This is a genomic window from Martinezella sp. CNPSo 3959 (assembly GCF_057784355.1).
On sequence record NZ_JBXSOV010000001.1, the window covers coordinates 705,561 to 718,937 of the forward strand.

Annotated in this window: 16 protein-coding genes; 6 read left to right on the forward strand and 10 right to left on the reverse strand. The window is 61.2% G+C overall.

All coding sequences use genetic code 11. From position 1 onward, the window contains the following. Window positions 1–7 precede the first annotated feature (7 nt). A complete protein-coding gene (locus AC13RE_RS03590; RefSeq protein ID WP_488483149.1) occupies window positions 8–1,222 on the forward strand; it encodes an MFS transporter in 1,215 nt (404 codons plus the stop codon). On the opposite strand, the gene AC13RE_RS03595 is transcribed toward AC13RE_RS03590, so the two are convergent. Next, on the reverse strand, window positions 1,223–2,470 hold the full coding sequence (locus tag AC13RE_RS03595) for an FAD-dependent oxidoreductase (RefSeq protein WP_488561979.1): 1,248 nt from the start codon (window positions 2,468–2,470) through the stop codon (window positions 1,223–1,225). 10 nt (window positions 2,471–2,480) lie between these two features. Next, window positions 2,481–2,900: a winged helix-turn-helix transcriptional regulator gene (locus tag AC13RE_RS03600; RefSeq protein ID WP_488561980.1), complete on the reverse strand. Its 420-nt coding sequence runs from the start codon at window positions 2,898–2,900 to the stop codon at window positions 2,481–2,483. A gap of 137 nt (window positions 2,901–3,037) precedes the next feature. Between AC13RE_RS03600 and AC13RE_RS03605 the strand changes: the two genes are divergently transcribed. After that, entirely contained in the window at window positions 3,038–3,925 is an 888-nt protein-coding gene (locus AC13RE_RS03605) for an SDR family oxidoreductase (RefSeq protein ID WP_132716935.1), read from the forward strand. A gap of 235 nt (window positions 3,926–4,160) precedes the next feature. Here the strand turns inward: AC13RE_RS03605 and AC13RE_RS03610 are convergent, their stop codons facing one another. Both AC13RE_RS03610 and AC13RE_RS03615 read right to left on the reverse strand, forming a co-directional pair. Next, complete coding sequence (locus AC13RE_RS03610; protein WP_488561981.1) at window positions 4,161–4,913, reverse strand: pyridoxine 5'-phosphate synthase; 753 nt, start codon at window positions 4,911–4,913, stop codon at window positions 4,161–4,163. A 160-nt stretch (window positions 4,914–5,073) separates the two neighbouring features. Then, on the reverse strand, window positions 5,074–6,201 hold the full coding sequence (locus tag AC13RE_RS03615; RefSeq protein WP_112398953.1) for an ATP-dependent DNA helicase: 1,128 nt from the start codon (window positions 6,199–6,201) through the stop codon (window positions 5,074–5,076). Between the two features lie 152 nt (window positions 6,202–6,353). On the opposite strand from AC13RE_RS03615, the gene AC13RE_RS03620 reads away from it, so the two are divergent. From AC13RE_RS03620 to AC13RE_RS03630, 3 genes are read left to right on the forward strand one after another with little or no spacing between them, the layout of a single operon-like run. Next, window positions 6,354–6,734: a COG4315 family predicted lipoprotein gene (locus AC13RE_RS03620; RefSeq protein WP_488561982.1), complete on the forward strand. Its 381-nt coding sequence runs from the start codon at window positions 6,354–6,356 to the stop codon at window positions 6,732–6,734. Continuing rightward, entirely contained in the window at window positions 6,718–7,272 is a 555-nt protein-coding gene (locus AC13RE_RS03625) for an RNA polymerase sigma factor (protein WP_488561983.1), read from the forward strand. Before AC13RE_RS03620 ends, AC13RE_RS03625 begins: the two co-directional genes overlap by 17 nt. After that, a complete protein-coding gene (locus AC13RE_RS03630; RefSeq protein WP_488561984.1) occupies window positions 7,269–8,072 on the forward strand; it encodes an anti-sigma factor family protein in 804 nt (267 codons plus the stop codon). Before AC13RE_RS03625 ends, AC13RE_RS03630 begins: the two co-directional genes overlap by 4 nt. 224 nt (window positions 8,073–8,296) lie before the next feature. Here the strand turns inward: AC13RE_RS03630 and AC13RE_RS03635 are convergent, their stop codons facing one another. The 4 genes from AC13RE_RS03635 to AC13RE_RS03650 are packed head-to-tail and all read right to left on the reverse strand — an operon-like array spanning window position 8,297 to window position 10,572. After that, window positions 8,297–8,668 (reverse strand): nitrile hydratase accessory protein, encoded by a 372-nt coding sequence (locus AC13RE_RS03635; RefSeq protein ID WP_132716940.1) that lies wholly within the window; start codon window positions 8,666–8,668, stop codon window positions 8,297–8,299. Further along, window positions 8,655–9,314 carry a nitrile hydratase subunit beta gene (gene nthB / locus AC13RE_RS03640; RefSeq protein WP_488561985.1) on the reverse strand — a complete coding sequence of 220 codons (660 nt, stop codon included), beginning with the start codon at window positions 9,312–9,314 and terminating at the stop codon, window positions 8,655–8,657. The genes AC13RE_RS03635 and nthB overlap by 14 nt, the downstream gene beginning before the upstream one ends. Then, complete coding sequence (nthA, locus tag AC13RE_RS03645) at window positions 9,311–9,955, reverse strand: nitrile hydratase subunit alpha (protein WP_488561986.1); 645 nt, start codon at window positions 9,953–9,955, stop codon at window positions 9,311–9,313. Before nthA ends, nthB begins: the two co-directional genes overlap by 4 nt. A 23-nt stretch (window positions 9,956–9,978) precedes the next feature. Beyond that, the gene (locus AC13RE_RS03650) at window positions 9,979–10,572 is read right to left on the reverse strand and encodes a LysE family translocator (protein WP_132716943.1); all 594 of its coding nucleotides are present in this window, start codon (window positions 10,570–10,572) and stop codon (window positions 9,979–9,981) included. Window positions 10,573–10,777: 205 nt separating this feature from the next. On the opposite strand from AC13RE_RS03650, the gene AC13RE_RS03655 reads away from it, so the two are divergent. Then, window positions 10,778–11,623, forward strand: a complete 846-nt coding sequence (locus AC13RE_RS03655) for an aldo/keto reductase (protein WP_488561987.1) — start codon at window positions 10,778–10,780, stop codon at window positions 11,621–11,623. 2 nt (window positions 11,624–11,625) lie between these two features. Here AC13RE_RS03655 and AC13RE_RS03660 read toward each other — a convergent pair whose 3' ends face one another. Both AC13RE_RS03660 and ilvN read right to left on the reverse strand, forming a co-directional pair. Further along, complete coding sequence (locus AC13RE_RS03660) at window positions 11,626–12,657, reverse strand: capsular polysaccharide export protein, LipB/KpsS family (RefSeq protein ID WP_488561988.1); 1,032 nt, start codon at window positions 12,655–12,657, stop codon at window positions 11,626–11,628. A gap of 92 nt (window positions 12,658–12,749) precedes the next feature. Then, the gene (ilvN, locus tag AC13RE_RS03665) at window positions 12,750–13,322 is read right to left on the reverse strand and encodes an acetolactate synthase small subunit (RefSeq protein WP_132716946.1); all 573 of its coding nucleotides are present in this window, start codon (window positions 13,320–13,322) and stop codon (window positions 12,750–12,752) included. Between the last annotated feature and the right edge of the window lie 55 nt (window positions 13,323–13,377).

The window sequence follows — 13,377 nt, forward strand, 5'->3', positions numbered from 1 at the left end:
ACAAGACATGCCCGCAACTGCCGCTGCCAGACGGGAGAGCACGCCGCTCCCGGAAAAAACCATTTCGCCGCTGCTGACATTCATGTTCGCCGCCGCCTGCGGGCTGGTGGCCGCCAATCTCTATTATGGCCAGCCGCTTGCCGGCCCCATCAGCCAGTCACTCGGCTTCAGCCCGGCGGCGACCGGCCTCATCGTCACGCTGACTCAGATCGGCTACGGCCTCGGCCTCCTGCTGATCGTCCCACTCGGCGATCTTCTCGAGAACCGGAAACTGGTCCTGACACTGGTGGCGCTTGCCGCCGTCGCGCTTGTCGGCGCAGCCTTCGCATGGTCGCCGTCACTGTTCCTGCTCGCCTCGCTCTGCATTGGCCTTGCATCCGTTGCTGTGCAGGTCCTTGTTCCCTTTGCCGCCCATATGGCGCCTGACGCCAGCCGCGGCGCTGTGGTCGGCAATGTCATGAGCGGCCTGCTTGTCGGCATCATGCTGGCCCGTCCGGCTGCGAGCTTCCTGTCCGAGCTTTTGTCGTGGCACGCGGTCTATATTATCTCGGCCGGCGTCATGATCGGGCTGATCGTTATCCTGCGCCTCGTTCTGCCGACCCGTGTGCCCCATACGAAACTGCATTATGGGCAGCTGCTGTCTTCCATGGGCCACCTCGCGCTTCGCACACCAGTCCTGCAGCGACGGGCGCTCTATCAGGCCTGCATGTTCGGCGCCTTCAGCCTCTTCTGGACGACGACGCCGCTGCTGCTGGCAAGCCCTGCCTTCGGCCTGACGCAAAATGGCATCGCCCTCTTCGCACTTGCCGGAGCCGCGGGCGCCGTCGCCTCGCCGATTGCCGGACGGGTTGCCGATCGCGGCTGGACGAAGCTTGCAACAGCCTTCGCCCTGGTGCTCGCCATTATCGCCTTCCTGATCGGCCATTTTTCCGGCAGCGGTTCATTGCTGGCGCTGATCACGCTGACGCTGTCAGGCATCATGCTCGACTTCGGTGTCCAGACGAATCTCGTGCTCGGCCAGCGTGCCATCTTCGCGCTCAGCGCCGAGCATCGCAGCCGTCTTAACGGCCTCTATATGGCGACTTTCTTCGCCGGCGGCGCCCTAGGCTCGGCGCTTGGCGGCTGGGCCTATGCCACCGGCGGCTGGAACATGGCCTCCTGGATCGGCGTCGCCTTCCCGGTCATTGCGCTACTTGCCTATCTGACCGAGCGGGAGAAATGATCACGACGGCTGTGGCACAGCCTGCCGCAGCCAGTCACATTCCCGCAAGCCTGCGCCATGGAACGGGTCGATCAGCGTGCCGGAGACAATGCCGGCCAGGATCTGCGGCGCGGGCGGCACTTTGGCAATGGTGGCAACCAGCCGGTCGCGGATCCAAGCCAATGCGGCCGAATCCGATTGGTAAAAGGGCGTAAAGGCCGCAGACAGCAGCTGAAAAAGCCGCACATGCATCCGCCGAGCCTTGGCATAGGCAGCAAGAGCGGCTTCGATCGTTTCATGTCCTGCCAGGGCATGCGCAAGCGCGGCCACATCGAGTAACGCCATATTGGCACCCTGCCCGAGCTGCGGGCTGGTGGAATGGGCAGCATCGCCGACGAAAACAGTCTTCCCGCTATAGGGCGTCATCACAGTACGATGGGCATAGCGTGCGAGTGTCAACTGATCCCAATCCGTGATCTGCTCCAGCAAGGGCTCGCATTCCGGCCAGTAATCGCGGATCGTCTGTTTCCACCGCTCGAGCCCAAGCCTGCGCACCTCATCGGCATCCGCCACTTTCAGGCTCCAGAACAAAGCGGCCTGCTTCGGCAAATCCGGCCTTCTGCTGCCGATCGGCAAAACACCGATCATCACGCTTGCTCTGTCATAGCGCTGCGTCAGCGCCGCCTGATCTACGAGCCCATCCGGACAGTTGAGCGTCGCCCAGAAGGCGCCGTAGACGAGGTTGCGGGCACGCGGCGCAACGGGCGATGCCGTCACCAGTTCCGAACGTGCACCACTGGCGTCGATGACCAGATCGTAAGGCCCGAGGCGCTCGCCCCCTTCGACCGAGAGATAACTCTCATCGCCCTCCTCCGCCACACCGATAACACGCTGTCCCGTATGGATCGGATGTTGCCGCGCGGAGACTTCGTCGTAAAGTGTATCGAACAGGGCGGCACGATGAACGCCAAGCCCATAGCGCCCGCCCGGCAAGGCATTGTAGCGCACATCGAGGACGATGCGGCCGCGGATGGTTTCCGTGCCGAACAATCGATCGATGCGGTTTCCAGCCGCATGGATCGCCGGACCGAGCCCGAGCGATTCCAGCACGGTCAACCCGGTCGGCTGCAGCATCAGTGCCGAGCCGACGGGGGCCGGGCTATCGAATCTTTCGATGATATCGGTTGTATGGCCAGCACGGGAAAGAAAGAGAGAAGCGGCAAGCCCTGCAGGCCCGGCGCCGACGATAGCGATCTTCAAAGGCTTCACGATGGGCAGCTCAGTCCGGCGATTGATCGAAACGCTCTCTTGCGGCCTTCACGGCCTCATGATTGGCCTCGGCCCAGTTCAGAAGCAGCGCTAGCGGCTCGTAAAGCGAGTAGCCGAGATCCGTCATACGATATTCGACGCTTGGCGGCTTAGTGGGAAAGACCTCGCGATCGACGTAGCCGTCGCGCTGGAGGTCGCGCAGCGTTTGTGTCAGCATGCGTTGGGAGATATCGGGCACAAGTCGGCGCAACTCGCCGAAACGGTACGGCCGTTTAGCCAGTGTTTCCAGCAGCAGCACCGACCATTTTCCACCGATCTGCGAGATCAGGTCACGCACGGGACAATTGCTGAAATCGAGATTGCTGAGATCGACGTCGCGTAACGGCGGATCTATGCTGTCACGCAAATTGACGACGGCGCTGGCTGTCATACCGGTTCCCTTTTGGTAACTTGGAGCCGAAAAACTGCCTCCTTTACACCGCGAAGTCAATTCCTATTCTAGTGCTAGTCTCTTTTTGAGAGCAACAAGGCCCTGCGAATGTGCGGCGGCCCAACAAGGGAAAACATATGAGCAGCACCCTTCTCGTTACCGGCGCCGCCGGCAAGCTTGGCCAGCGCGTCATCCATCACCTGCTGGAGACATATAAGGTCGCGCCCGGCCGCATCATCGCCGCTACGCGCAGCCCGGAGAAGCTTGCCGATCTCGCCGCCAAGGGCGTCATCACCCGCAAGGCCGACTTCGATGATGCCAGCTCCCTGTCCGCCGCCTTTACCGGCGTCGATCGTCTGCTGATCATCAGCACCGATGCGCTGGCCGTGCCCGGCCTGCGCCTGAAGCAGCACACGGCCGCTGTCGAAGCCGCGAAGAAGGCTGGCGTCAAGCATGTTCTCTACACCTCCATGCCGGCCCCGGAAGGTTCGCTCGTCAGCTTCGCGCCCGACCATCTGGGAACAGAAAACGCAATCAAGGCAAGCGGCATCGGCTATACGATCCTGCGCGACGCCTGGTATTTCGACAACTACCTGATGGGCCTACCGCACAGCCTCGAAACCGGCAAGTGGTACACGGCAACCGGCGGCGGCCGCGTCAGCAACATCAGCCGCGAAGATTGCGCACTCGCCATCGCCGCTGCCCTGGCTTCCGAAAACATTGAAAGCGCCACCTACACGCTGACGGGCTCGACCGCCGTCACCATCGAGGACGTCGCAAGCGTCGTCAGCAAGATCACCGGCCGTCCGCTCGAAGTCGTTCAGGTCACGGACGAACAGTTTGCCGCCGGCCTCACCGGTGCCGGCCTGCCGAAGTTCGTGGTCGACATGCTCGTCTCCGCCGACGCCAACACCCGCGCCGGCAAATTCGACATTCTTACCAACGACTTCAACAAGCTGACCGGCAAGGAGCCGCAGACGCTGCGCAGCTTCTTTGAAGAACACAAGGCAGCGTTGGCTGGTTGAGTCTTGGAAGAGGTCAGTGAGGTTCCATTTGCCGCACCCTTGTGTCTGGCCCTTTCCCCGCAAACGGGGCGAGGGAGTTTTAATGCCTCACGCATGAACTCCAATCGAATGAGATTAGCGCCGTTTGCGCGCTGTCGTCCCTTCTCCCCGCACGCGGGGAGAAGGCTAGGATGAGGGGCCGGGCACTATGGCGCGTCAGTGACGCCCTCGCCCGAACAGTCCAAGCGCATTCCTATCAAACCACCTGGCCACAAGCCCGGCGGAAACGGCGTACCGTCTCGGCCATACCGTATTCCAGCGCATCCGCCGTCAGCCCATGGCCAATCGAGGTCTCCGCGAGCTTCGGAATGCGCTTCAGCAGCGCCGGCAGGTTGGCGACGGTCAAGTCGTGGCCAGCATTGACGTCGAGGCCGTTGGCAAAAGCTGCGTCGGCGGTCTTGCCAAGCGCTTCGAGGATGAAGGCGGCCTTCTGCGGATCATCGTAGCAGCCGCCGTATGGGCCGGTGTAAAGCTCGATGCGGTCGGCACCAACTTCTCTCGCGATCCTAACGGCCTCTGCATCACCGTCGCCATCGGCAAACAGCGACACGCGGCAGCCGATCGTCTTGTACTTGGCGACGACCTCGGCCAGCAGCTCGCGATTCCTACGAAAATCCCAGCCATGGTCCGACGTCGCCTGTGCGGGATCATCGGGCACGAGTGTCACCTGCTCGGGCTCTGCTGAAGCACAGAGATCAAAGAATTCGTCGCTCGGATAACCCTCGATATTGAACTCGGCTTCCGGAAACTCGTCATCGATCAGCGCACGGATTTCAGGCAGATCGGAAAAGCGGACATGCCGCTGATCGGGACGCGGATGAACGGTCAACCCGCTGGCGCCGGCGGCAAGTGCAATGCGGCCCAAGCCCGTGACGCTCGGCCAGGGAAGATCACGCCGGTTGCGCAGCATCGCGATGGCGTTGAGGTTCACGGAAAGCTTGGCGGGCATGATCGAAATCCCTGATTTTCAAAGCGGATGGTAGTGTCGTTTTATGCCATTACGGCCAACAAAACCAACGAGATTCCGACATCGTTCCATGCAAAACTTTGATGGCAACACGGCGCACGTGTCACCACATAGCGACGCCCCATCCATGAGCTCGAAGCCACTAGCGGACGATCGTCAGCGTTTCGGCGGCGCGGGTAATGGCTGTATAAAGCCAGCGTTCGCGGGTGTCGCGGAACGCCCAGCTCTCGTCGAACAGCACCACATTGTTCCACTGTGAACCCTGGGCCTTATGCACCGTCAACGCATAGCCGTAATCGAATTCGTCGTAGCGCTTGCGAGTCGACCACGGGATCTCACCCTCGACATCCTCAAAGGCCTGTTTCAACAGCTTGATCTTCGCCGCCCCACGATCCATGTCGTCATCTTCCGGGCGCACCAGCAGATTGATGCCGGGCTTCGTCGTTTCCCTGGAAGACGTCATCACCTGCCAGAGCGAGCCGTTGAGCAGCCCCTTGGCGGGATCGTTGCGCAGGCAGACCAGCTTGTCGCCGGATTGCGGGTAGTCGGCCGTAAATCCTTTCAGCTCGCGCAGGCGCTGATTGTAACGCCGCCGCGTCCTATTAGTGCCGACGAGCACCTGATCGGCCTCCAGCACCAGCGGCTGCGTGACCTCGTTCTTCGAGATCACCTGCGCGGTACCATAGTCGCCATGCATGATCTCCTTGCCCTCACGCACCTGCATGGCGAGCTGGATGATCGGATTGTCGCGGGCCTGGCGGTGAATATCCGTCAGCAGATAATCCGGCTCCTCGTTCGTGAAGAACCCACCGCCGGAAACGGGCGGCAGCTGCCCGGGATCGCCGAGCACGAGAATGGGCGTTCCGAAGCTCATCAGATCCTTGCCAAGCGCTTCGTCCACCATCGAGCATTCGTCGACGATGATCAGGGCGGCCTTTGCGACCGGGCTCTGGCGGTTGATGGTGAACATCGGGGCGATCGATGTCTTGCCCGTTTCCTCGTCCTCTACGGCCTCTTCGCCACGCGGCCGGTAGATCAAAGAATGGATGGTCTTGGCATTGGAGGCGCCGCGCGAGCGCAGCACCTGCGCCGCCTTGCCGGTAAAGGCCGCAAACAGCACGTCGCCATCCACATGCTCGGCGAAATGCCGCGCAAGCGTCGTCTTGCCCGTGCCGGCATAGCCGAACAGACGAAACAACGGCGAGCGCCCCTCTTTCAGCCAGTTTGCGACGGCCTTGAGCGCTTCATCTTGTTGCGGCGCGAATTGCATGGCTCGACTTGGCAGGATTCGGCTAATGGAAGCAAGCAGTAAAAAATACCCGGCGAGCTGGGAATAAAATCCCGAGCAGGCGTGTCTCATGTCCGGCAACGCAAAATGCGAGGCCTGGACGACCATCGTTCACCCACCCGAGGAGAGACATCATGAAGACCCTGAGTTTCCTGGCCGCGCTCGCTGCGGCATCGGCCTTTGCCACCGCCGCCTTCGCCGCCGCGCCCGTCAAGACGGTCGAAAGCGCCAAGGGCAAGGTGCTGGCCGGCGAAAACGGCAAGACGCTCTACACGTTCAAGAACGACAAGCCGGGCGAATCCAATTGCAACGGCGATTGCGCAAAGGCCTGGCCGCCGCTCATGGCCGATGGCAAAGCCAAGGCAGAGGGTGCATATTCGATCATTACCCGCAAGGACGGGATGAAACAGTGGGCAAAGGACGGCATGCCGCTCTATTTCTTCGTCAAGGACGCAAAGTCCGGTGATGTCGCCGGTGACGGCTTCAAGGGCGTCTGGGATGTCGCACGGCCCTGACCGGACCGGAAACGGCGCGGCGGGACCCTCCCCAGCGCCTGATAGTTTCGAGGCGGAGGTGCTGGCGCTCCTCCCCTCGCTGCGACGCTATTCGCGCAGCCTCGCCCGGTCGGACGCCGATGGCGAGGACCTGCTTCAGGATTGCGTCGAGAAGGTTCTGACCCGCCGCGGCCAATGGCGCGGACTGAACCTGCGCGGCTGGATCTTCACCATCATGACCAATCTTTACCGCAACGAGCGGCGCCAGCAGGGCGGCCGCAGCTTCGTCGATATCGATGACAACAGCCACCTGCCGGCTGACGAAACGGATAACGATCCGCTACAACGATCGCGCCTCGAAACGGCGCTGAACAGCCTCGGCGAAGACTATCGCGCTGTGCTGATGCTCGTCGTCGTCGAGGGCTATAGCTATCAAGATGTCGCCGACATGCTCGATATCCCGATCGGCACAGTCATGTCGCGCCTGTCACGCGCCCGCCAGAAGATGACGGGCCTGCTGAATGCAGACAATGTTGTCACGCTTCGGAGACCAAAATGAACGAACACAAACCGACCGTGACCGAAGCGGATCTTCACGCTTTTGCTGATGGTCTTCTGCCGCCGGAAAAACAGGCGGAACTGGAGGCATGGCTGGCAGAAAATCCTGAAGAGGCTGCTTCCGTGGCTGCATGGCAGGCCCAGAACCATGACATCCGGGCCATGTTCTCCCCTTATGCGGTATCGAGAGATGGTGATACAGACCTCATTTTGAAAAGCAAAACCTCATCGGCCGCGCAGGCGTTCGCCTCGCAACGAAGCCCCAAGCTGAGGATGCTTGCCGCCTCATTGGCGCTCTTCATCGCCGGTGCTGCGGCCGGCCACTTCGGCCCTGATCTTTTTGCCAGACCCGAATTGCAGCTGACATCAATCGAAGCCCTGCCGCAGCAAGCACGCTCGGCCTTCGTCGTCTATGCCAGCGATGTTCGCCATCCCGTCGAAGTCGGCGCGGATCAGGAGGCACATCTTGCCACCTGGCTCGGGAAGCGCATGAATGTCGCTGGCCTCAAGGTGCCGAGCCTGCAGAAACTGGGCTTCCAGCTCGTCGGCGGCCGGCTGCTGCCAATCAATGGTACGCCCGGAGCCCTGTTCATGTATGAAAATGCCAGCGGCCAGCGCCTGACCGTGCTGGTGGGGCGCAATAGTGGCAACACCACGACCAGCTTCCGCTTCGCCAGCGACAAACCCGTCGAGACCTTCTACTGGATCGACGGCAATCTCGGCTATGCCGTGACAGGCGAAATCTCGCGCGACATGCTGCGGCAGGTGGCGGACGAGTGCTACAAGCAGTTCTCTTCCTGACACCGGCGGGACACTCGCATAGGACATTTAGATAGGGGCCGGCCACCCGCCCTCGTGGTTCGAGACGGTCCCTTGGCCTCCTCACCATGAGGGCTAATCTTTTTGCGCAGGCCGATCAGGTGAGCTTTCATGGAATTCGACACTCGCTCCATCCTTATCCTAAGGTGCGGAGGTCGCAGACCGAAGCCTCGAACGGTAAGGATGGTTCCAGGCAAGCCCACCTTCTAACGTCGAGGATCATTCTCCAGCGCGATCGGCTTGCCATGCGGCGTTGCCTCCGCCGCACGTTGCCAGCTTTGCTGCAGAGCCAGGATCGCATCGGCATCCGCGATACCCTTCGACACGAGCAAGCCAGACAGAGCAGCCACCCAGCAATCGAAATAATCGCTGCCGTCAATCGCTCGGCCCGGCTTGTGCAGTTCCGCCGACAACTGCTCAGCCCATTCGCTCCAGGCAAACAGACCTTTCTCATGCAGATGAACTGTCATGGCAAAAGCCTCTGCCGCCCAGGGTTCGGGAAAAACCGGCTCGCCATCGGCAGATTTCGGCAACTGCGGCGATTGCGTCAAAGGCGATGCGATCTCACATGCGCTCAAGATAGCTCTCCCAGGCATCGATCGAAACCGTCAGAGAGGGATCGGCGCCATCGCCCCAGATCTCGGCGCCATCGAAGACGACCGTGTAAACCCATTGCGGATTTTCCCCGCGGCCATGGGCATTGTCGTCGGGAAAGACGAAAGAGCCCTGCACGGCCTCAACGACACCGATTTTGGCGCGGGCGTAGCGCGGCAATCTGGTATGACCGGTCGGATTGAAGTTCTTGGTGCGCACATGATCGCCGACGGCAAAAAGCGGTGCGGTATCGAGCGGTCGATTGCAGGGGCCGCCCTTGGCCAAGACGCCATCGACCATGTCAGCCTTCAAAATCCGCTTCGGCACCCTGCCCTGTTCGAGCGAACGACCGGTGCGCAGCTCCTCCGCCGTGGCAAAACCATGCCGCTCCAGCAGCATATCGACTGCGCGGGTCCAGATCTCGTAGTAGCTGGCACCCAGATAGTCGGCCGGCGGAATGTTTTCGCGCGCATGCCGGCTCTCGTCGATCGTCCAGGCGCCGAAGGCGCCGCAGGAGAGCGTGATGCCGAGCGCGCGCTTTTCCCATTCCGCATGGAAATAGGGCTCGTTCGGCTCCGGTGCGACCGGGCCGAAGCCCATCTGGCCGCCAAGATCGTGCGGCCCGTTCATAGCCCTGCCTCCGGCATTCTGACGACCGCCGTGCCGATCATCGCGTCGCGGCTGACGAGATCTGCGAGCGCCGCCTCGTCCATGCCTTCGGAACCGGCCGGTCGCTCAGGGATCACCAGATAGCGAAGTTCCGCCGTCGAATCCCATACCCGGATTTTCGTTTCCTGCGGCAACGTCAGGCCGAATTCGGCGAGCACGCCGCGCGGGTCGATTACCGCACGCGAACGATAGGCTGGCGCCTTATACCAGACCGGCGGCAGCCCGAGCACGGCCCAGGGATAGCAGGAGCAGAGTGTGCAGACGATCAGGTTATGCGTTTCCGGCGTATTGAACACCGCACGCATATGCTCGCCTTGACGACCTGTAAAACCGAGACTTGCGATCGCCGCTGTCGCGTCGCGCCGTAGCCAGTCGGTGAAATCAGGATCGCTCCAGGCTTTCGCCACCACATGCGCGCCATTGCGCGGCCCGACCTTTGTCTCATATGTCTCGACGATGCGGTCGATCGCGACCGGATCGATCAACCCCTTTTCCGTCAGCAGCATTTCCAGCGCCCTCACCCGCGCCTGCATGTCCGAATAGTGGTTGTCGTGATGATGGTGATGATGATCGTCGTCATCATGCGAGTGGTCGTGGGACATAGCCGTCTCCTGTCTCTTTGCGCCTACTTTAGCATCGGCCAGAGACTGAGCACCAGCAGAACGGCCATGGTTATGTTGAACCATTTCAGCCGGACGGGATCGGAGAGCCAATCGCGCAGGACGGAGCCGAAGCCGGCCCAGGTCGATACGCTGGGGACGTTCACAGCGGCAAACGCGAACCCGACGAGAAGGACAGTGAAGAGATAGAGCTGCTCATTTGTGTAAGTGGCCATGGCTGTGACGGCCATCACCCACGCCTTGGGGTTGACCCATTGGAACGCAGCAGCGCTGATGAAACTCATCGGCTTTGCATCGCTTTCAGCCTCGCTCAGGCTGCGCGAGGTGCCGATCTTCCAGGCGATCCAGACAAGGTAAGCTCCCCCGGCGAATTTAAGCGCGGTATAGAGCACCGGCACCGTGTGCAGAAGCGCACCCAATCCCAATCCCACGGCAATCAGCAGCACAAAAAAGCCAACGCCGATGCCGAGCATGTGTGGAATGGTGCGACGGAAACCGAAGTTCACACCTGAGGTAAACAACATCATATTGTTCGGCCCGGGCGTGATCGATGTGGTGAACGCGAAAAGTAGAAGAGCCAGAAATGTATCCAGCGCCATGATGCCTCCCGGGACACCGTATCGTGATAAGGCGGCATCCGAAATTCGTCTTCATGCGCGTGGAATATGACAGCGCATCTTGATCCGACATTAGTTTGCCAGCCATACGAAAGCCATAGGGTGATTGTCACGGTGACATGACGGATGTCGATTGAAATCCGGTTGAATGCTCCTATCCTTCGGTTTTCTGCAGTGAGGAATGACCATGCGCGAGCCCATCCCAACCGTCACCCTTCCCTCGGGCATCCAGGTTCCGGCGCTTGGCCAGGGAACGTGGAATATGGGCGAGAATAGCGCAAGCGCCAGGGATGAGATCGCCAGCCTCAAGACCGGCCTCGATCTCGGCATGACGCTGATCGATACGGCTGAGATGTACGCAGACGGCGGCTCGGAGGAAATCGTCGGCAAGGCGATCGAAGGCCGTCGCGACGAGGTTTTTCTTGTCAGCAAGGTCTATCCCGCCAATGCCAGCCGCAAAGGCGCGGTCGAAGCCTGCGAACGCAGCCTGAAGCGGCTGAATACCGATCGCCTTGATCTCTATCTACTGCATTGGCGCGGCAACTACCCGCTTGAAGAGACAGTGGAAGCTTTCGAAGGCCTGAAGGCTGCGGGCAAGATCGAGGCCTGGGGCGTTTCGAATTTCGACGTCGCGGATATGGACGCGTTGCTTTCCGTGCCGAACGGCGGCAATGTCGCCGCCAATCAGGTGCTCTACAATCTCTCCCGACGCGGCATCGAATACGACCTCTTGCCCTGGTGCCAGGAGCGCAGCATTCCGATCATGGCCTACTCGCCAATCGAGCAAGGCCGCCTGCTCCATCATCCCGAGCTGATCCGCGTCGCCAAGACTTACCAGGCGACCCCAGCCCAGATCGCCCTCGCCTTTCTGCTGGAGCGCGATGGCGTCATATCGATCCCGAAATCCTCGAACGCGCAGCGCATCGAGGAAAACCGCGACTCGATCGATGTCGATATTACAGATGAGGATTGGGCCGTGCTCGATGCCGCCTTCCCGCCGCCGTCGCGAAAGAAGTCCCTGGACATGCTGTAGGTTCAGGCGGCCGCCTTCTGCTGCGCGACGATCAACTCGATCGCCCGGAAGACGTCGATCTCGCGCCAGTCGGCCGGATCGCGATAGGTCGGATAAAGTGAAAAAGCGGCGGCGGCGATCTGATCGACCGTCCTTAGCTTTGTTCGACGCCCGGCAAGCGCGGCCTTGGTGTAAACGCCGAAATGATCCTCGGTCACGCCCCAGCCCGCATAAAAGGGCGCGGCATAACAGCGAACTGGAACGCCGCGCAGAAGCGCATCGAAGCCAAACTGGCTGGAAACCGTCCAGACCTCGTCCACGACATCAAGGATGGACGCCACGGATACCTCGTCATCGACTAGGATTGCATCACCTTTCGAGGCATCACCCGTGAGATACCCCTTGCGAAGCCCGGCCATGACATCCGGATGGGTCCGGATCAGGCATTGCGCATCGGTTGCCAGCGCGTCGGCGAGCATCTTCTCAAAGGAGACTTTTGAGCCGAGCGCCCGACCGACAGAAACGTCGCCAACGACCTGATCGACCAGCAGAATGCGCCGCTTGGTCGTCCGCTCGATGTGAGGCGATTGATGAGGAAGATGATTATATTTCGAGAGCTTGTTAAGAACGATCTGCTCGCGAATTGCGCGGCCGAGCTCTCCCGCTTCCCCGGCACCTTCTATCAGCCGTTCAAGCCGCGACGGGCTGTTTGCATCGACGGGCAGACCAAGATCGTCGATAACGATGGATAGCGGAATAGCGCCGGACTTGCCGAGCCCCATCGACCGCAGAAAGCCGTCCTCCAGATGCCAGTGACGCAATCCGCGAAACCGCGCAATCCTGGCCGCCATCTTGGCCGGCGCGCGGCCACCCCAGGACAGGATGCCGCCGATTCCAGGAGAAAGGATCGAAGCCAGTTTCTGCGAGCCGAAATAATGTCCGAGCCAGGGAAAATCACTGCGGACGAAGAAGGCGGCGCCAAGCCGCATGTCAGCAGGCGGATGCCATGGCTTTTCGCCGATATCGGGAAAAATCTCGCCAGCGACGGCCGCCACCTCTGCTACCCCCGTATAAATCAAGCCGTCGATCGGCCCGAGCGTCGCAAAGGCTAGGCGACGCCCGCAAGCCGGTCAATGATGGAGGGTCGTTACATCCCCTGCGAGCCGCGATTCATCGCGGCGATGCCGGTGCGGCAGACTTCGATGAGGCCGAGCGGCTTGACGATGGCGATGAACTGGTCGATCTTCGAGGACTTGCCGGTGATTTCGAGAATGAAGTGCTCGACGGTCGCATCCACCACCTTGGCGTGGAATGCGTCGGCGAGCCGCAGCGTTTCGGCGCGCATTTCGCCGCTTCCGGTCACCTTCAGCAGCGCCACTTCGCGCTCGATCGGCCGCTCCTGGCCGAGTTCGCGGGCGCGCACCGTCAGGTCGACGACGCGGTGTACGGGAACGATGCGCTCGAGCTGCGCCTTGATCTGCTCCAGCACCTGCGGCGTGCCGCGAGTCACGATGGTGATGCGCGACAGATGCGCCTGATGCTCGGTCTCCGAGACGGTCAGGCTTTCGATGTTGTAGCCTCGGCCGGAGAAAAGGCCGATGACGCGGGCGAGAACGCCGGGCTCGTTGTCGACAAGCACCGAAAGCGTGTGGCTCTCAGCCGCCGCGGTTTCCGGCGAAATGAAGTAGGCGGAGCCCGTGGGTTGAAGGTGTGCGTTCATGATCCTTGTTCCGTTTCCTCGGTTCTTGTTCGGTATGCCAGCGAGATCGGCCGGG